General features: G+C 55.6%; 20 protein-coding genes. 9 read left to right on the top strand and 11 right to left on the bottom strand.

Features of this window, described 5'->3' with window-relative positions:
- The first annotated feature begins 62 nt into the window (after positions 1-62).
- Positions 63-299, top strand: a complete 237-nt coding sequence (locus ACR0IU_RS01345) for a BolA family protein (protein WP_010439863.1) — start codon at positions 63-65, stop codon at positions 297-299.
- Between the two features lie 249 nt (positions 300-548).
- Complete coding sequence (gene grxD / locus ACR0IU_RS01350) at positions 549-911, top strand: Grx4 family monothiol glutaredoxin (protein ID WP_170469934.1); 363 nt, start codon at positions 549-551, stop codon at positions 909-911.
- Between the two features lies 1 nt (position 912).
- On the opposite strand, the gene ACR0IU_RS01355 is transcribed toward grxD, so the two are convergent.
- From ACR0IU_RS01355 to ACR0IU_RS01365, 3 genes are read right to left on the bottom strand one after another with little or no spacing between them, the layout of a single operon-like run.
- On the bottom strand, positions 913-1,263 hold the full coding sequence (locus ACR0IU_RS01355) for an MliC family protein (protein WP_480714990.1): 351 nt from the start codon (positions 1,261-1,263) through the stop codon (positions 913-915).
- Complete coding sequence (locus tag ACR0IU_RS01360; protein WP_170469928.1) at positions 1,263-1,655, bottom strand: cell division protein ZapA; 393 nt, start codon at positions 1,653-1,655, stop codon at positions 1,263-1,265. The genes ACR0IU_RS01355 and ACR0IU_RS01360 overlap by 1 nt, the downstream gene beginning before the upstream one ends.
- Positions 1,655-2,488 (bottom strand): hypothetical protein, encoded by an 834-nt coding sequence (locus ACR0IU_RS01365; RefSeq protein ID WP_480714991.1) that lies wholly within the window; start codon positions 2,486-2,488, stop codon positions 1,655-1,657. Before ACR0IU_RS01365 ends, ACR0IU_RS01360 begins: the two co-directional genes overlap by 1 nt.
- A 235-nt stretch (positions 2,489-2,723) precedes the next feature.
- On the opposite strand from ACR0IU_RS01365, the gene tkt reads away from it, so the two are divergent.
- Positions 2,724-4,748 (top strand): transketolase, encoded by a 2,025-nt coding sequence (gene tkt / locus ACR0IU_RS01370; protein WP_480714992.1) that lies wholly within the window; start codon positions 2,724-2,726, stop codon positions 4,746-4,748.
- A gap of 54 nt (positions 4,749-4,802) precedes the next feature.
- Here tkt and ACR0IU_RS01375 read toward each other — a convergent pair whose 3' ends face one another.
- Both ACR0IU_RS01375 and ACR0IU_RS01380 read right to left on the bottom strand, forming a co-directional pair.
- The gene (locus ACR0IU_RS01375; RefSeq protein WP_480714993.1) at positions 4,803-5,213 is read right to left on the bottom strand and encodes a hypothetical protein; all 411 of its coding nucleotides are present in this window, start codon (positions 5,211-5,213) and stop codon (positions 4,803-4,805) included.
- Positions 5,214-5,230: 17 nt separating this feature from the next.
- Complete coding sequence (locus tag ACR0IU_RS01380) at positions 5,231-6,202, bottom strand: DUF808 domain-containing protein (protein WP_480714994.1); 972 nt, start codon at positions 6,200-6,202, stop codon at positions 5,231-5,233.
- A gap of 180 nt (positions 6,203-6,382) precedes the next feature.
- Between ACR0IU_RS01380 and gap (ACR0IU_RS01385) the strand changes: the two genes are divergently transcribed.
- From gap (ACR0IU_RS01385) to gap (ACR0IU_RS01395), 3 genes are all read left to right on the top strand, one after another.
- A complete protein-coding gene (gene gap, locus ACR0IU_RS01385) occupies positions 6,383-7,384 on the top strand; it encodes a type I glyceraldehyde-3-phosphate dehydrogenase (RefSeq protein WP_480714995.1) in 1,002 nt (333 codons plus the stop codon).
- 73 nt (positions 7,385-7,457) lie between these two features.
- Entirely contained in the window at positions 7,458-7,601 is a 144-nt protein-coding gene (locus ACR0IU_RS01390) for a hypothetical protein (protein WP_008757368.1), read from the top strand.
- A gap of 81 nt (positions 7,602-7,682) precedes the next feature.
- Positions 7,683-8,687 (top strand): type I glyceraldehyde-3-phosphate dehydrogenase, encoded by a 1,005-nt coding sequence (gene gap, locus ACR0IU_RS01395; protein ID WP_480714996.1) that lies wholly within the window; start codon positions 7,683-7,685, stop codon positions 8,685-8,687.
- On the opposite strand, the gene coaD is transcribed toward gap (ACR0IU_RS01395), so the two are convergent.
- From coaD to ACR0IU_RS01410, 3 genes are all read right to left on the bottom strand, one after another.
- Positions 8,679-9,170, bottom strand: a complete 492-nt coding sequence (gene coaD / locus ACR0IU_RS01400) for a pantetheine-phosphate adenylyltransferase (RefSeq protein WP_170539437.1) — start codon at positions 9,168-9,170, stop codon at positions 8,679-8,681. The genes gap (ACR0IU_RS01395) and coaD overlap by 9 nt on opposite strands.
- 82 nt (positions 9,171-9,252) lie before the next feature.
- Positions 9,253-9,690, bottom strand: a complete 438-nt coding sequence (locus ACR0IU_RS01405) for a CBS domain-containing protein (RefSeq protein ID WP_260025940.1) — start codon at positions 9,688-9,690, stop codon at positions 9,253-9,255.
- A 60-nt stretch (positions 9,691-9,750) separates the two neighbouring features.
- Positions 9,751-10,653 (bottom strand): LysR family transcriptional regulator, encoded by a 903-nt coding sequence (locus tag ACR0IU_RS01410; protein ID WP_480714997.1) that lies wholly within the window; start codon positions 10,651-10,653, stop codon positions 9,751-9,753.
- Between the two features lie 104 nt (positions 10,654-10,757).
- On the opposite strand from ACR0IU_RS01410, the gene ACR0IU_RS01415 reads away from it, so the two are divergent.
- Both ACR0IU_RS01415 and ACR0IU_RS01420 read left to right on the top strand, forming a co-directional pair.
- Positions 10,758-12,257 carry a CoA-acylating methylmalonate-semialdehyde dehydrogenase gene (locus ACR0IU_RS01415; RefSeq protein WP_039535334.1) on the top strand — a complete coding sequence of 500 codons (1,500 nt, stop codon included), beginning with the start codon at positions 10,758-10,760 and terminating at the stop codon, positions 12,255-12,257.
- Positions 12,258-12,445: 188 nt separating this feature from the next.
- Positions 12,446-13,045, top strand: coding sequence for a L,D-transpeptidase (locus tag ACR0IU_RS01420; protein WP_170539434.1), 600 nt, complete (start codon positions 12,446-12,448; stop codon positions 13,043-13,045).
- A 78-nt stretch (positions 13,046-13,123) separates the two neighbouring features.
- Here the strand turns inward: ACR0IU_RS01420 and ACR0IU_RS01425 are convergent, their stop codons facing one another.
- Entirely contained in the window at positions 13,124-13,600 is a 477-nt protein-coding gene (locus ACR0IU_RS01425) for a fasciclin domain-containing protein (RefSeq protein WP_170469899.1), read from the bottom strand.
- Between the two features lie 71 nt (positions 13,601-13,671).
- Positions 13,672-14,523, bottom strand: coding sequence for a class I SAM-dependent methyltransferase (locus ACR0IU_RS01430; protein ID WP_480714998.1), 852 nt, complete (start codon positions 14,521-14,523; stop codon positions 13,672-13,674).
- A gap of 134 nt (positions 14,524-14,657) precedes the next feature.
- Here ACR0IU_RS01430 and ACR0IU_RS01435 point away from each other — a divergent pair, with 134 nt between their 5' ends.
- Complete coding sequence (locus ACR0IU_RS01435; RefSeq protein WP_170778763.1) at positions 14,658-15,773, top strand: carboxylate-amine ligase; 1,116 nt, start codon at positions 14,658-14,660, stop codon at positions 15,771-15,773.
- A gap of 2 nt (positions 15,774-15,775) precedes the next feature.
- On the opposite strand, the gene ACR0IU_RS01440 is transcribed toward ACR0IU_RS01435, so the two are convergent.
- Complete coding sequence (locus tag ACR0IU_RS01440) at positions 15,776-16,636, bottom strand: hypothetical protein (protein WP_480714999.1); 861 nt, start codon at positions 16,634-16,636, stop codon at positions 15,776-15,778.
- Positions 16,637-16,705: the final 69 nt, after the last annotated feature.

Genomic DNA, 16,705 nt, shown 5'->3' on the forward strand with positions numbered 1-16,705 from the left:
CATCTTGCACGCCCCGTCTCATCGCTCTACATCTTGGGAAAGACCTTCAGGAGTAAACCTACATGCCGATGAGCGCCCACGAAATTGAAACTCTGCTACGCGAGAGCTTTCCAGATGCGGAAATCCAGGTTGGTGGCAGCGATGGCGTGCACATGTCTGCCATGGTCGTGGATGAAAGCTTTCGCGGTAAGAACCGCGTTCAGCAACAACGTGCTGTTTATGCCGCGTTGAAAGGCAAGATGGATGGCCCGGATGGAGAGTTGCACGCGCTGGCGCTGACCACGAAAGTACCGGAGTAATATGGAGCACGCGATTGTAATCTCAATTACATTCACCGTCTTTGTTGTGTTGATCGCGCTCATAGCTTGGAACCATTCAAAGGCGGGACGTAATACAAGACGAGGATCGCCACCTGGACAGGGAGAACACCTCCTGCATTCCTCCTACAATTCACATGACGGTGCAATTAGCTCGGCGCAGACCCATATTCCGAAGAATCCTCAAGACTACGCCAAAGCAATAATGCCGAAGAGCAAAGGAAACACCAAATGACCGACGTGAAAACCCAGATCGACGAAACCGTCAAAGCCAATGACGTGGTGCTGTATATGAAAGGTACCAAAGAGATGCCGCAGTGCGGGTTCTCGTCGCGCGTCGCTGGTGTATTGAACTACATGGGTGTCGAATATACCGACGTGAATGTTTTGGCGGACGAATCTGTCCGTCAGGGCATCAAGGATTATTCAGATTGGCCAACTGTGCCCCAGCTTTTCGTCAAAGGCGAGTTTGTCGGCGGCTGCGACATCATCACCGAGATGACCCTTTCGGGAGAGCTGGATACTTTGTTTGAAGAAAACAATGTCGGCTACGACAAAGATGCAGCCGATAAAATCCGTGAAGCAAACGCCTAATTCACCGGCTAGAGCAGTCCTTGAACAAGACACGTTCGGGGGCTGTGCTGCCTTGGGCCTGATGGCTGATCGTAGCTTCCCAGCCTTTGGATCGAAGGGTGTATGTCCCTGCCCCGTCTACAGATTCGTAGCGAATACCTGATCCGCTTTGAACCTGTTTCAGCGCAATTAAATGGTCCTCAATCAGCATCGCGGCAGCACCCGATCCATCTGCGGCGTTGAAATAGGACACTGGCACCTGCGTGTTGCTCTCGCAGTTAAATGTCACAGACAGTATATCGATCTCGGCCAAACCCGCCGTAGCGTAAAAAGACAATACCGCGGCCCCTGCTGCCGTTCGAACAAAGCCCATCAGGCGTTCCTTTCCTCGATCACCGCAGCCAGCGCTTCTGCACGCGCGGCCATCTCCGCCAATGTGTCTGTTACCGAAGGCGGCACCACTGCAACTTCAATTCGCTCGGGCTCGGGCAGAGGTTGACTACGCAGACGATTTAACTCGGCTTCGGCTTCCACAAGCTTTGCCTCGGCCAGCTTCAGGCGATCTTCGTGCGCTGCAGCTTTGTCGGCCAACATTAGTCCGGCCATCAACAACATGCGCGATTCAGGCATGCGTCCGATCTGGTCCGACAATACCTGTGCTTCATCATCCAAAAGCTTGGCCGCGGCCTGCAGAAAGGGCTCTTCACCGTCCTGGCACGAGACATCAAATCCTCGTCCACCGATATGAATGGTCACCTCGGGCATTATTCAACCTCTCCTTCAGCCAGATTGGCATGGGTCAACAACGGTTCGAGCCGGGCCAGAACCGCGTGTGCTTCGGCCGCGTCCGAGGCTCTTGCGGCACGCGTTGCCTCCAACTCTGCAGCAGTTGCGCGATTCAGCATGTCTGCATCGGTCACACCCTCTTCTGCAGCGGCGCGCAATTCATCCACTGTTCCACGCAACTGTTCGTTTGCCTTGCGCAACCGTTGCAAATCGTCATCCAGTCGCGACATCGCCGCGCCATGGCTGGCACGCTCGGCACGCAGCATTTCAAGCTCGGCGTTCAGTTCGGTCAGCCGCTCGCTATCGACCAATTCAGCGCGCAGACGGGACAGCTCTGCCTCCATCTCTTCGGCGCGATCTGCGATGGGGGTCAATTGCTCGACCTCGGCCCGCAACGACTCGGCTTCTTCTGCGGCATTTTCCATGGATCGCAGGGTTTCGATTTCGGCTTTCAGCGAATTTACTTCGTCGCTGTTATCCAGAGCGGCCTTGGCCTCGGCTAACTCTGCGCGCGCGGCCTCGACCGTTGCAAGCTTTGCGGTCGCCTCGGCCAATTGATCACGCAGTGCAGCAACTTCTTCTCCTGATCCCGCCTGCTCCCGGAGTGCATCAACCTCAAGAGCGTGCCTTTCTATGAGCGATTTCAGCCGCTCTTCCAACTGCGCGTTGGCCAAGCGCTCTTCTTCAAGTTCTGATCGTAATGCAGCACCATTATCGACCGCGGGCTCAGCGTCCTGCAGTGCCTCGACTCCGGTGCCGATCCGCTCCATCGCAGTAATGATACGGCGTTGTAATTCTTCGATCTGACTCATGCCCCTGTCACCTCTTTATCAAGGTTCGTTCTGCTATACGCCTGTCCGAATCAAAAGCGGCGGCTCTCTGCACTAGTCTAACGGAATGTAACAGAAAATACCCACTGTTTGGTTTCAATCACTTGCACACCGCTCTTGAAGCGCCAGTTCGGCGCAGAACCCGGTTCTGCTTGCACTTTGTCAGACGGATGGTATTCAGCGCTAAATCTGCCCGTAACCCAAAGGAATAACGCCCGTGGACCTGACTGCGCTGCGCAATGCCAACCCCGAACACTGGGACAAGGCTGCGGCCATCCGCACCCTGACCCTCGATGCCGTCGCCGCCGCAAATTCCGGCCATTCCGGTATGCCAATGGGCATGGCCGATGTTGCGACTGTATTGTTCGAAAAGCACCTAAAATTTGACGCCTCTGCCCCGAATTGGCCGGATCGTGACCGGTTCATCCTGTCGGCGGGCCACGGTTCGATGCTGGTCTATTCGCTGCTTTACCTGACTGGTCATGGCGACGTTACGCTGGAAGATATCAAAAACTTCCGCCAGTTGGGTGCCAAAACAGCCGGCCACCCCGAGAACTTCCTGATAGACGGTGTCGAAACCACCACTGGCCCTCTGGGTCAGGGCATCTCGAACGCTGTGGGCTTTGCCATGGCCGAGGAAATACAGCGCGCGCATTACGGCAAGAAGATCGTTGATCACTACACTTATGTGATTGCGGGCGACGGCTGCCTGATGGAAGGCGTTAGCCAAGAGGCGATCACGCTGGCTGGCCGACACGAACTGAGCAAGCTGATCGTCTTCTGGGACAACAACAACATCACCATCGACGGCACCGTTGATATAGCCGACCGCACCGATCAGGTGCGCCGTTTTGCGGCTTCGGGCTGGCATGTGCTTGAGATTGACGGTCATGACCCCAAGGCCATCGACGACGCCATCGTGCGGGCGAAAAAGTCGAACAAGCCGACAATGATCGCCTGCGAGAGCCACATCGCACTTGGCCACGCGGCGCAGGATACTTCGAAAGGCCACGGCGCACTGACCGATCAGGATCAGTTGAAGGCGGCCAAAGATGGCTATGGCTGGCCGCATGATGCGTTTGTCATCCCCACAGAGGTCAAAGCCGCATGGGAAGCTATCGGTACACGTGGTGCTGCCGAGCGCGCTGCATGGGAAGGGCGTTTCGCGCAAATCTCCGAGCGTAAGCAGGCGGAATTCAACCGTGCCTATGCGTTTGAAGCGCCGAAGAAACTGGCTGGTGCCATCCGGTCATTCAAGAAACAGATGTCGGAAGAGCAGCCAAAGCTGGCCACCCGAGCGTCGTCCGAAAAGGTTCTGAACGTGGTGAACCCGATCATGCCAGAAACCATTGGTGGTTCGGCTGACCTGACTGGTTCAAACAATACCAAATCGGCGGATATGGGCGTTTTCCTGCCGGAAAACCGCAAAGGCCGCTACATCCACTATGGTATCCGTGAACACGGCATGGCCGCTGCGATGAACGGTATGGCTCTGCACGGGGGCATCCGCCCCTATGGCGGCACCTTCATGGCTTTCACTGACTATGCCCGCCCTTCCATGCGTCTGGCTGCCTTGATGAAGGTGCCTACGGTCTTTGTGATGACACATGACTCGATTGGTCTGGGCGAAGACGGCCCGACCCACCAGCCGGTGGAACATCTGGCGATTTCGCGCGCAACGCCAAACACCTATGTCTTCCGCCCCGCTGACACTGTTGAGACTGCCGAAGCTTGGGAACTGGCACTTACCTTCAAAGACAGCCCCTCGGTCCTGTCGCTGACCCGTCAGGGCGTGCCAACAGTGCGGACCGAGCACAAAGGTAAAAACCTGACCTCACAAGGCGCATACGTGCTCGCTGACGCAGAAGCCAAACGTCAGGCAATCCTGATCGCTACCGGATCCGAGGTCTCGCTGGCCATGGAAGCCAAAGCGATGCTGGAGGCCGAGGGCATCGGCACCCGCGTCGTATCAATGCCCTGCATGGAGTTGTTTGCCGAACAGGATGAATCCTATCGCAAACGCGTCCTACCTGCCGGTGCCGTCCGCGTTGGTATCGAGGCCGCCGTACGCGCTGGCGGATGGGACCGCTGGTTGCTGGGTGAACGTGGCCGCGAAGCCAAAGCTGGGTTTATTGGCATGTCGAGCTTTGGTGCATCGGCCCCGGCAGGTGAGCTTTACAAACACTTTGGCATTACCGCAGATGCGACCGTCGCGAAGGTAAAAGAACTGCTGGGGCTGTAAGCACTCGGCTCAACAGTTGTAGATACAAAGGGCAGCTTTCTAGGCCGCCCTTTCTTATTTTGGCTGGCCCAATTTCGCCCTTAACGCCTCATATGCCAATTTCGCAAAGTCCAATCGCAGTTCGTACCGTTCCGCTGGCACGATCCCTCCGGGTACGTTTTGCCCTGCCCAAGACAAAACTTGCCGCACATGCGTTCCATAAAGCGCAATGAAGTGCGCAGATTGACCCGTAAGCAGGTCGAACATTCGCCCGCCTGCCCACCTGGCACGTTCGGCAGCTTTGTCCGCCGTATCGATCCGAAAATGCAGAACCCGATACAGCGCGTTCGGTTCAAACGGCATTTGTTCCGCACCAAGGTTCATGGCAGCCAATGCCGCTGCTTTACGTTTGGCAGCGAGCCCCCTCAACTTAAACCGGGTGCGGTATTGAACCGGTCGAAAGGCTGGTAAATGACTAAGATCCATCACCTCACGCCTTCGATTCAGTGAACTCCAGGCTTATTTGAAAACCTCCCGATCATCGGCGCAATGACCTTCGTCGCCAACGGTATCAACACAAACCCCCAAACCAAACCGAACACCCCATCCATTGTCGCTTTTGCGATCCATTCGGCGGCTTTTTCCCATTGGGCAGGCACTGCGTGTCCTACCGCATAAGCCCAGTCATGAATATGATGGCCCAACCAGCCAAAGCCCAGAACCTCCATCCCGTGGATGATAATCGATCCTCCGACCCAGAGCATCGCGGCAGTTCCAACGATTGAAAGTGTCTTCATCACGCCGGGCATGGCTTTGACCAAGCCCCGACCAAGACCTCGGCCTACGGGCGTCGGTGCGTTCTTAGCCAGATACAACCCGACATCATCCATCTTCACGATCAGCGCAACCGAACCGTAAACTGCCAGAGTCACACCCAACCCAACCACCGCAAGCGTCGCAGCCTGCATCCAGATGTTGGGCGCTTCGATAGCCGCCAATGCAATGGTCATGATCTCGGCGGACAGAATGAAATCGGTCTTGATTGCCCCCTTGACCTTCTGCTCTTCCAAATGCCCTGGGTCACGATTTTTCATGTCTTCTTCGATGACGTGACTGCCATGCGGGAACAAGACATGAAAAATCTTCTCGGCGCCCTCAAAGCACAGATACGAGCCACCTATCATCAGCAAAGGCGTAATCAGCCATGGCGCAAAGTTCGCCAACAGCAGTGCCACGGGCAACAGCAAGACAATCTTGTTGAAAACTGATCCGCGAGCGATGCGCCAGATGATGGGTAATTCTCGTGCCGGCGCGAACCCCTGCACGTATTTCGGAGTTACCGCCGCGTCGTCGATTATTACACCGGCAGTCTTGGCCCCGGCCTTGCCAGCCGCCGCTACGACATCGTCCACTGATGACGCTGCAACCTTTGCAATGCCTGCCACATCATCCAACAGGGCCAACAGACCACTCATCGCGCATCCTCTTGTTTATCCGCTGTTGCCGACACTACCTGATCCAACCCTTAGCGCAAGCGTTAGCGCAACCGGCTCAGGTTTGCGCTAACACCTTAAAAATATGCCATTTTTGCCCTTTTGAGATTCGGTTTTCACGGCTATATGGCCAGCAACACAAGCGCAGTTTGGAGACGTCGGATGACCATCAAGGTCGGTATCAATGGTTTTGGCCGCATCGGCCGCTGTACACTGTCGCACATCGCCGCATCGGCGCGTAACGACATCGAAGTGATCAAGGTCAACGCCACTGGCCCGCTGGAAACATCGGCACATCTGCTGAAATATGACAGCATTCACGGCCGTTTCCCGCGCGAAGTGTCTGTCGAAGGCAACACCATGGATCTGGGCCGTGGCCCGATGGAAATGTTCTCGACCTATGACATGAACGAGCTTGACTGGGAAGGCTGTGATGTCGTCCTGGAATGTACTGGCAAGTTCAATGACGGGTTAAAGGCAAAGACGCACCTAGATCGCGGCGCTGGTAAGGTGCTGCTTTCGGCGCCAGGTAAGAATGTCAATAAGACAATTGTGTTTGGCGTAAACCACAACACCCTGACTGCAAACGACAATATGGTGTCCAACGGCTCCTGCACGACCAACTGCCTTGCCCCGCTTGCCAAAGTTCTGGATGAAGGCATCGGTATCGAGCATGGCATCATGACCACGATCCACGCTTATACCGGCGACCAGCCCACTCTGGACCGTCGTCACAGCGACCTGTATCGCGCGCGCGCAGCGGCGATGTCGATGATCCCGACCACAACCGGTGCTGCGGCAGCGCTGGGTGAAGTCCTGCCTAACCTTAAGGGCCGCTTGGACGGTTCCGCGATCCGTGTACCTACCCCAAATGTCTCGGCCGTCGACCTGTCGTTCCGCGCATCGCGCGACGTGACTGTAGAAGAGGTTAACGCGATCGTTGAAGAAGCCGCCAAGGGCCCGATGCAGCGGGTTCTGGGCTATGAGCGCGCGCCGCTGGTCTCGACCGATTTCAACCACACCGAAGAGAGCTCGATCTTCGCGCCAGACCAGACCCGCGTCGTTGACAACCGTATGGTACGTGTGCTGGCATGGTATGACAACGAATGGGGCTTCTCGGTGCGTATGGCGGATGTCGCCGTAGCGATGGGCCGCCTTAACTGACCCTTCGCACATCGCTTGTACCTTGATGCCCGCTCAGGTTATCTGAGCGGGCATTTTCGTTCAGGGCGCAGCAATGACAAATCAAATCGCCATCTGGCTTGGAGTCCTGATCCTGGGTGGGCTGATGCTGGACGTTGCACTGTTCGGCACCGAACACCTGCTGTTCCTTGGTAAGAAACTCTACGATTTCCTGGATTGGCTCGCCTTCTGGCGATGACAGAGGTTTTGCTTGACTTTCGCGCCAATCTAGCTTTGTTAGCGCTAACCATCAATCGACCGAATTCTGACGGAGCGCATTATGACACTCAAGCTGGCAATCAACGGATTTGGACGGATCGGGCGTGGCGTTCTGCGAGCCGTCATGGAGTCCGGACGTACTGATGTTGAAATCATCGCAATCAACGATCTGGCAAAACCCGAAATGAACGCACATTTGTTCGAGTTCGACAGTGTGCATGGCCGCTATCCCAGACCTGTCACACTGACTGACGCCGGTCTGGATGTTGGTGCCGGACCGATCCGGTTGACCAGCGAGCGAGACCCCGAAGCACTGGACTGGTCTGATGTGGATGTGGTTCTGGAATGTACCGGCGTCTTTCGTACCCGCGAAGCAGCCGAGCGGCATCTGAAAAACGGATCAAAGAAAATACTGATCTCCGCCCCTGCCCGCGGCGATGGCGGTGTGAAGACCGTCGTCTTTGGCGTAAACGATCATGAGCTGACCGCTAACGATATCGTTGTCTCGAACGCCTCGTGCACCACCAACTGCCTGTCGCCCGTGGCCGCAGCACTGGACGCAGGGCTTGGCATCAAGCACGGCAATATGACAACCGTTCATGCCTACACGGCGAGCCAACCGGTTCATGATACAGCTGGGAAAGACCCCTACCTGTCGCGCGCAGCAGCACTGTCGATGATTCCCACGACAACCGGCGCGGCGTCTGCAGTGGGTCTGGTTTTGCCACAACTGGCCGGAAAGTTGACCGGGCAAGCCATTCGCGTGCCTACGCCCAATGTCTCAGTTGTTGACCTGGTCGCCGAAGTATCACGCCCAACAACCGAAGAGGAGGTCAATGCCCTCTTCGTAGAAGCCGCCGCGAAAGTCCCCGGCGTTTTGGCAGCCGAGAATCGCCCGCTGGTATCGATCGATTTCAACCACGACCCACACAGCTCGACCGTTTCGCTGGCTGAAACCAAAGTAACCGACGGCACGCTGGTGCGCGTCCTCGCTTGGTACGACAATGAGTGGGGCTTCTCGAACCGAATGCTGGACACGGCCGCCGCGATGGGTGCCCTAGCCTAAACGCTCACGAAGAGCTTCATTGACGCGGGGCGTGACGAATTTCGACACGTCCCCGTTTAATCTGGCGATTTCTTTGACCAGTTTCGAGGCAATCGCCTGATGCCGAGCCTCGGCCATTAGGAAGACCGTTTCAATCGAGTCGTCCAGCGCGCGGTTCATGCCAACCATCTGGAATTCATACTCGAAATCCGCGACCGCTCGCAGACCGCGCACAATGATTTGCGCCCCGGCATCTCGTGCACAATCGATCAGCAGGTTTTCAAATGGGTGCGCTACGATTTCGGTTCCGGTCTGTTCGGTGAGATGCGCACACTCGGCTTCGATCATCGCGACTCGTTCTTCCAAAGAAAACAGAGGGCCCTTGTCGCGGTTGATAGCGACGCCAATCACAAGCTTATCCACCAATGCAGCGGCACGGCGAATGATGTCGATATGGCCCAATGTGATTGGGTCAAAGGTACCGGGATATAATCCAACCCGCATAGGGCTCTCCAGCGCAACAAAATTTCTGCGCAAGCAAACATAACTTTGCCGCAGGTGCAAGAGGCTGAAACAGCCCCCGCGTTCAGTGGCCCATGATCATGCCTTCAAGCGCGTCTTTTTCCATAGCTAGTTCAGCCAGTTGCGCCTTGACCGCATCGCCCAGCGTTACGATGCCGACCAGTTTTCCGTCTTCCAATACAGGCATGTGGCGAAATCGGCCTTCAGTCATTTGCGACAGGATCGACTCGACCGAGTCCTGTTGGCTGGCTGTTACAAGCTTCTTGGTCATGTAGGTACTGACCGGTTTGTCCAGACACCCGCTGCCACTGGCCGCCAGCTCGCGCACGATATCACGTTCGGACAGGATGCCCGAAGCCGTCTGCCCGCCATCTTCGGAAACGATCACAGTACCGATCCGATTCTCCGCCAGAATTGCGGCGGCCTGCGAGACCGACGCCGATGGTTCGACCGTCACTACGCCGCTGCCAGCTTTGGACTTGAGAATGGCCTGAACGAGCATCTGCAAAAACCTCCGGAATAACGTACTGTTTTCTAAGCGTTGCCGGAATGTCTGAAGGTGTCAAGGTGAAGCTTCGGCTTCCAGCCGCGCTACTTCGTCCCGCAGGCCACGTGTCAGTGCTTCGGCAAACCGATTCAACCGCTCATTGCGCTGGTCACCCTGATGGCGGACCAGATAGAACCCCCGGGTTAGACTCACTTGATCCGTCAGTATTTTTTGCAATCCCGTGTGGAACGGCAATGTGAAATCATGCGCAACACAAACCCCGGTGCCCAGCGACACCTGCCGCAACTGGACCGAGACCGAGTTTGATGCAAGCGCGACACGCTCAACACCAATATCGTTGAGGTAGTCAAGTTCCCGATCAAAGATCATATCCGGGATATAGCCGATCATCCTGTGCCCTTTCAGATCCTCAATGGATCGAATTTCAGCGTGGCGACTCAGGTATTCTCTCGTTGCGACCATATGCAGCCGATAATCGGATATCTTTTGAACCAGCAATTGCCCGGCAGTGGGCGCACTGACAGTGACCGCCATGTCGGCCTCTCGCCGGGATAGGTTGATAATGCGCGGCAATGCCAAAATCTGAATATCGAGGTCAGGGTTGGCATCGCTGATCTTGGCGCAGACCTGAGGCAAAAGGTAATTGGCGCTTCCATCCGGCGCGCCAATTCTGATCTGACCACTCAGCGACTTGGCGGAACCCGACATGACACCGGTCGCCGCGCGCATAGCCTCTTCTGCCTGTAGACCATGCTCCATGAGACGCTGTCCCGCAGTCGTCAACACATAGCCCTGCTGTGATTTCGTGAACAACACAGCGTCCAAAGCCGCTTCCAATCGCGCGATTCTGCGACCGACAGTCGCGGGGTCTATCTTAAGAACCCGCCCAGCCCCTGAAAGGCTTTCGTCGCGAGCAACTGCCAGGAAAACCCGCAAATCATCCCAATTCGGCGTCATGCCCCGCCCTTTGCATTTTTGCAAAACTGATTTGAAATATTGCCTCTGTTCAGGTGATTTTCGCAAGTCTATTCTGCGCGCAACCTAATCCGGAGGAATTTGCCATGCAGAACCTGACCCATTTCATCAACGGCGAACATGTCGCCGGTACATCTGGCCGCTTTGACGATGTGTTCAACCCGGCAACGGGCGAAGTGCAGTATCAATGCCCGATGGCAAGTGTTGCCGAGACCACCGCAGCGATTGAGGACGCCGCCGCAGCTCAGGTCGCTTGGGGCGCGACCAACCCGCAGAAACGCGCGCGGGTCATGATGGCGATGGTTGGCTTGATGAACCGCGACATGGACAAACTGGCCGAGGCGCTCAGCCGTGAACATGGCAAGACCATTCCCGATGCGAAGGGTGACTTGCAGCGTGGTCTGGAAGTAATCGAATATTGCATCGGCGCGCCCCAGATGCTGAAAGGTGAATTCACCGACAGCGCGGGCCCGGGCATCGATATGTATTCGATGCGTCAGCCGCTGGGTGTCGTCGCTTCGATCATGCCGTTCAACTTCCCTGCCATGATGCCGCTGTGGCACGTTGGCCCGGCACTGGCCTGCGGCAACGCAGTTGTTCTGAAACCGTCCGAGCGTGACCCATCTGTTCCATTGATGCTGGCTGAACTGTTTGTCGAAGCTGGTCTGCCCAAAGGCGTGTTCCAGGTTGTAAACGGCGACAAAGAGGCCGTTGACACCCTGCTCGACAGTGAAATCATTCAGGGCGTGTCGTTCGTGGGTTCGACCCCGATCGCGCAGTACATCTATGCTCGTGCAACCGCCAACGGCAAACGCGCGCAGTGTTTCGGTGGCGCTAAGAACCACATGATCGTTATGCCTGACGCCGATCTGGATCAGGCTGCTGACGCGCTGGTCGGTGCGGGTTTCGGCGCGGCTGGCGAACGCTGCATGGCAATCTCGGTCGCTGTACCGGTTGGCGAAGAAACCGCGGACGCACTGATCGAAAAACTGATCCCGCGTGTCGAAAAGCTGAAAGTCGGCCCCTACACAGCAGGTGACGACGTTGACATGGGTCCGGTGGTCACTGCCGCTGCAAAAGAACGTATCCTTGGCCTGATCAACTCGGGTGTTGAGCAAGGCGCGAAGCTGGTTGTCGACAACCGCGATTTTAGCCTGCAGGGTTATGAGGACGGTTTCTTTGTCGGCCCGCACCTGTTCGACAACGTCACGCCCGACATGGACATCTATAAGCAAGAGATCTTTGGCCCGGTCCTGTCGACCGTCCGCGCGGGTTCTTATGAAGAAGCGCTGAAGCTGGCGATGGATCATGAATACGGCAACGGCACAGCGATCTTCACCCGTGACGGTGATACCGCGCGTGATTTTGCCAGCCGGATCAATATCGGCATGGTTGGCATCAACGTCCCGATCCCGGTTCCGCTGGCCTATCACACCTTCGGAGGATGGAAGAAGTCCATGTTCGGTGACCTGAACCAGCACGGCCCGGACAGCTTCAAGTTCTACTCGCGTACCAAGACTGTCACATCGCGCTGGCCGTCGGGTATCAAAGAAGGCGGCGAGTTCAACTTCAAAGCCATGGACTGATCTGTTAGTTCATTAATCGGGAAGCCCGGCCTAACGCAGGCCGGGCTTCTTTCGTTTTGGGCCTGTTCTCGCTGGTTCAGACACTTCACAAGAAATTCAGAGACCCACCTCTGGAAAAATCTGGCAATCACCAATATTTTATCGGCGATTCAACTAATCGAGCAGTTCGTATCATTCCGGAGGCAACATTGTCACAAAATCGTTTGACCCGTCGCCATGCCCTGTTGGCCGCCGCATCTCTGATTGCGACACCAGCCATCCTACGCGCCCAAAGCATCGATGCTTTCCCGCAGGATGAAGAAGCGATCAGCACACAATTACCCGTCCGTCGCAATGTGTCGTCATTCTCGCAGCAGAATTGGCAGGATCACTTTGACGAATTGGGCGTCGGTGCGTTGCTGGCCGATATCACCAGCCGGGCTGTGCATTACTGGGGACCCGATGGGACCTATAAACTCTATCCCAGCTCTGTCCCGATGAGCGAAGAGCTCACCAAGCGCGGATATACCAAAGTCACGCGCAAGTCGGAAAACCCAAGCTGGACTCCAACTGCATCAATGCGCGAACGCGATCCGTCGTTGCCGGTTCGCATGGAGGGTGGCGAACCCGGGAACCCGTTGGGGACCCGCGCTATGTATCTTGGCTGGCCTGCCTATTTGGTTCATGGCACCCACGATACCCGCAAGATCGGACGCCAAAGCTCGTCCGGCTGTATCGGTCTTTATAACCAACATGTGGAAGAGCTGTATCCTCTGGTGAAGGTCGGCACTCAGGTACGTTTGGTATAAACGGCAGATTTCTACTCGGAACTCAAAAAAGCCCCGTCCATCAGGAACGGGGCTTTTACGTTTGTGGAAGTGGTAGATTTATTCGGGGATAATCACTTCATCTACAACGTGAATGACGCCGTTACTGGCTTCGATATCAGCCTGCACAACTTCGGCGCCGTTAACTTTCACACCATTCTTTGCGTTCACGCTTAGACGATCACCTTGTACGGTCAGAACCTTTGCTCGTTTCCCAGCGATGTCACCAGACATCACTTTGGCTGGCACAACATGATAGGTCAGGATCGCTACCAGTTGGTCTTTGTTTTCTGGTAGAAGAAGAGTTTCAACCGTGCCTTCGGGCAGAGCGGCAAAAGCCTCGTCTGTGGGTGCAAAGACAGTGAAAGGCCCATCGCTTTTCAACGTATCAACCAAGCCAGCGGCCTGAACCGCAGCGACCAGCGTGTTGAACGACCCGGCGGCGACTGCCGTATCGACGATATCTGCTGCCTGTGCTTTGACGGGTAGTGCAAGTGCAAATGCGGCGGCAGCGCCCATGAATGTGCGACGGAACATGGCTGTTAACTCCTCTCCAGCTTGTTATGCAGAGGATTACGGGACTTTTAGCAAACCGGATCACATGTTGATCATTTTTCTTTGAGCTGCACCCATATGCTCTGCGCGCGACCGTCTTTCAGAAACGGTAATGCCTCCACCGCGTCGGGGCGTTCCTGTTGCAAATAATATCCGGGCCAAAGCATTGAATAGAAGCCAGATTGCAGCAAGGCGTGCAGCATGTATTGCTCGCCCCAACCCGGACAATCATAGAAGAACCGCTTAGGATATTCGTAAGGCAGAAAAACATCGTGGACGTGGATGACAACGCCCGGTTTCAGCGCCGGAATGATCCGACAGAATAAATGAGCCACGTCATTGCTTATCCGAACCACGTGGCTTGAATCGATGAAAAGAACGTCTCCGGCTTCAAGCTGTCCGAATACTGTGGGATCGACCTCTTCCAGTCGCTTTTGTTCGAACTGATCGACGACATGAGCGATATCGGCACGCGGATACGGATCAATTGCGGTGATGGTCGTATCCAAGCCTCCGTCGATTATCGCTTGGCGCGTCACGCGGGTCGAGTTTCCGCAGCCGACCTCGATCACGCGTTTTGGCTGAAAGCGGCGGATCATCAGATAAAGCGCATCCGCATCCGGGCTGTCATAGTACCCATTGTTGGTTACATAACCTGTCTGATTGCGCGCAGGATCTTTTAGCGCCGCAAGATCGTCGGCGTGTCGCGTGTACGCGTCCACCAACTGTGCGATATCGAACTCTTCCATCCCCGGTGAAAGGGCATATGCAGGGCGGGTCAGCCCCCCTGCCCGCTCAAAGGCTTCAAGCCGCGCCCGTTCATCGTGTTCCGTGACCTTGTCGATCAGCTTCACTCCTAACTCGTCCAGAGCAGCGTTGATCTGTGGAAATTTTCTGGGTTTCACGAGGATGGCTCCAATCTACGTTGCGCCTTTCCTTACCTTTGCTCGCGGCACCTCTGCAAGAACCCTTGAGCCAAACCCTTGGCAAAAGAGAAAATTCCGTATTCACTGATTGGAATTGAACGACGAGGACCGCCATGCAGCAGGAATTCACGTTAGGCATCGAGGAAGAGTATCTGCTGGTTGATCGCGACAGCATGCAGCTTGCGCATGCCCCGACCGCGTTGATCGAAGCTTGTCAAAGTGATTTCGAAGGTCAGGTCAGCCCCGAATTTCTGCAATGCCAGATTGAAGTCGGAACCCGCCCGCACGCCACCATCAAATCCGCCCGAGAAGACCTAAAGCGGTTGCGGTCCTGTGTCTCAAAGCGCGCGGCTGAATACAATATGGCACCAATCGCGGTTTCCTGCCATCCATTCGCAAACTGGAAAGATCAGCATCATACAAGAAGAGAGCGCTATGACGCATTGCAGCACGCTCTTGGCGGCGTTGCACGCCGAATGCTGATCTGCGGGATGCACGTGCATGTGGGGATCGAAAACCAGGCCCTGCGCGCCGATCTGATGCCACAGCTGTCTTACTTTCTGCCGCATCTCCTGGCTTTGTCTACTTCGTCACCTTACTGGAACGGCGAGGATACGGGCCTATCCTCCTATCGGTTGACCGTATTCGATAACTTGCCCAGAACCGGTTTACCTCCGGTATTCGGTAGTTGGGGCGAATATGAACGTACAACCGGAGTTTTGGTCGAACTCGGGGTAATCGAAGATACCTCAAAAATCTGGTGGGACCTGCGCCCTTCGCATCGCTTTCCAACGCTCGAAACCCGGATCATGGATGTCCAGCCCCGGCTGGAACACACATTGTCTTTGGCGGCTTTGGCGCAAGCCCTGACCAGGATGTTATGCCGTCTGAAAGCGCGCAATCTACGTTGGCGGCAATATGACAAGTTCCTGATCGGCGAAAATCGCTGGCGAGCGCAACGCTATGGCGTTGGCGAAGGGCTGATTGATTTCGGGGATCGCTCGATCAAGCCGATGGCCGAACTGATGGGTGAACTCATGGGTATGCTGGCTGAAGATACGGAAGCGCTCGGCACGATGACCGAGATTGCACGTCTAAGGCACATTGCCGAGACCGGCACTTCTTCAACCCGCCAACGTCGCGTTCATGCCGAGGCTGTCGCGCGCGGAGATGATCCAGGGAAAGCCGTGGTTAGCCATCTGATCGAAGAATTTCACGCTGATTTGTAGTTTCAGACTGCGGCCAGAATATCCTTAATCCGTTCTGCCACCGGTTCGTACAGGTCCCGGTCTGTCCAATATCCGTTGTGCGAGAACGGGTTCCAAGACGTAAATATTTTGCCCGCATTGATTGGTTTGTCTTTCAAGGCTCTGCTTTGTGCCAGCTGCGCATAGCTCGGCGCGCTTTTGCCCAACGGAAACCCAAGAACATCGTGACGATCATAGTAGTTGTGCCACCATGTCGTAAACCGGAGCGCGGGTGGAAGCTCGCGATTAGGAGCCATAATCGGGAATATCTCATTCTCGGGATACGCGAACAAGAAGATCGGAATATTGCATCCGAAGGTCACGATCCCCGCGACTGTTTTCATGTTTTCTACATGTGTCGGATGAACCGGTGATCCACCCTGCCGCAGATGCCTCTGCATGTCGTAGATATAGTTGGACATTATGTGCCCACCCAGTGAATGGGCCAGTATCAGGACGGGGCCGTTATGGCCTACCTGATGTTTGACCACACCCATCACATTCTCGATTTTCTTGTGGATCGCATCATAGATTTTGTCACCGTCATCCGGCGTCGGGCGATACGAGGCAGCATCGGATAAGTTACACACAACAAACTCGCGCAGCTTGTCATAGCCCAAACTACGGTTGATCTTGCGCAGATAATCTTTCTGCCGCCCCTGCAGGATTTGCGCCCAAACAACCTCATGCCAGATTACATGGCTCATATCGGCTCCGATCCGGTTCGCGACACGCCGCTTCAGTCCTTTCGAAAATGTTGGGGTTGTCGATGCAGGTTGCCCTTGGGGTCTGTATTGGCTTCCCATTCCGTGAATGGCGATCACGGCCATTTTGTGTGACGGCATCAGAATACTCCATAAAATCGATCTTTTGAATTTCCTCAGTATAGCGCAGGCAAGTAATTCTCCCAAACC

The organism is Ruegeria sp. CL5 (genome assembly GCF_056536485.1).

Coding starts and splice junctions, on each gene's coding strand:
- ACR0IU_RS01390 (WP_008757368.1), top strand. CDS start 7,458: ATGACAAATCAAATCGCCATCTGGCTTGGAGTCCTGATCCTGGGTGGG.
- gap (WP_480714996.1), top strand. CDS start 7,683: ATGACACTCAAGCTGGCAATCAACGGATTTGGACGGATCGGGCGTGGC.
- ACR0IU_RS01405 (WP_260025940.1), bottom strand. CDS start 9,690: ATGCTCGTTCAGGCCATTCTCAAGTCCAAAGCTGGCAGCGGCGTAGTG.
- ACR0IU_RS01355 (WP_480714990.1), bottom strand. CDS start 1,263: ATGGGCTTTGTTCGAACGGCAGCAGGGGCCGCGGTATTGTCTTTTTAC.
- ACR0IU_RS01360 (WP_170469928.1), bottom strand. CDS start 1,655: ATGCCCGAGGTGACCATTCATATCGGTGGACGAGGATTTGATGTCTCG.
- ACR0IU_RS01410 (WP_480714997.1), bottom strand. CDS start 10,653: ATGACGCCGAATTGGGATGATTTGCGGGTTTTCCTGGCAGTTGCTCGC.
- ACR0IU_RS01415 (WP_039535334.1), top strand. CDS start 10,758: ATGCAGAACCTGACCCATTTCATCAACGGCGAACATGTCGCCGGTACA.
- ACR0IU_RS01345 (WP_010439863.1), top strand. CDS start 63: ATGCCGATGAGCGCCCACGAAATTGAAACTCTGCTACGCGAGAGCTTT.
- coaD (WP_170539437.1), bottom strand. CDS start 9,170: ATGCGGGTTGGATTATATCCCGGTACCTTTGACCCAATCACATTGGGC.
- ACR0IU_RS01365 (WP_480714991.1), bottom strand. CDS start 2,488: ATGAGTCAGATCGAAGAATTACAACGCCGTATCATTACTGCGATGGAG.
- ACR0IU_RS01440 (WP_480714999.1), bottom strand. CDS start 16,636: ATGCCGTCACACAAAATGGCCGTGATCGCCATTCACGGAATGGGAAGC.
- ACR0IU_RS01435 (WP_170778763.1), top strand. CDS start 14,658: ATGCAGCAGGAATTCACGTTAGGCATCGAGGAAGAGTATCTGCTGGTT.
- gap (WP_480714995.1), top strand. CDS start 6,383: ATGACCATCAAGGTCGGTATCAATGGTTTTGGCCGCATCGGCCGCTGT.
- ACR0IU_RS01380 (WP_480714994.1), bottom strand. CDS start 6,202: ATGAGTGGTCTGTTGGCCCTGTTGGATGATGTGGCAGGCATTGCAAAG.
- ACR0IU_RS01375 (WP_480714993.1), bottom strand. CDS start 5,213: ATGGATCTTAGTCATTTACCAGCCTTTCGACCGGTTCAATACCGCACC.
- ACR0IU_RS01425 (WP_170469899.1), bottom strand. CDS start 13,600: ATGTTCCGTCGCACATTCATGGGCGCTGCCGCCGCATTTGCACTTGCA.
- grxD (WP_170469934.1), top strand. CDS start 549: ATGACCGACGTGAAAACCCAGATCGACGAAACCGTCAAAGCCAATGAC.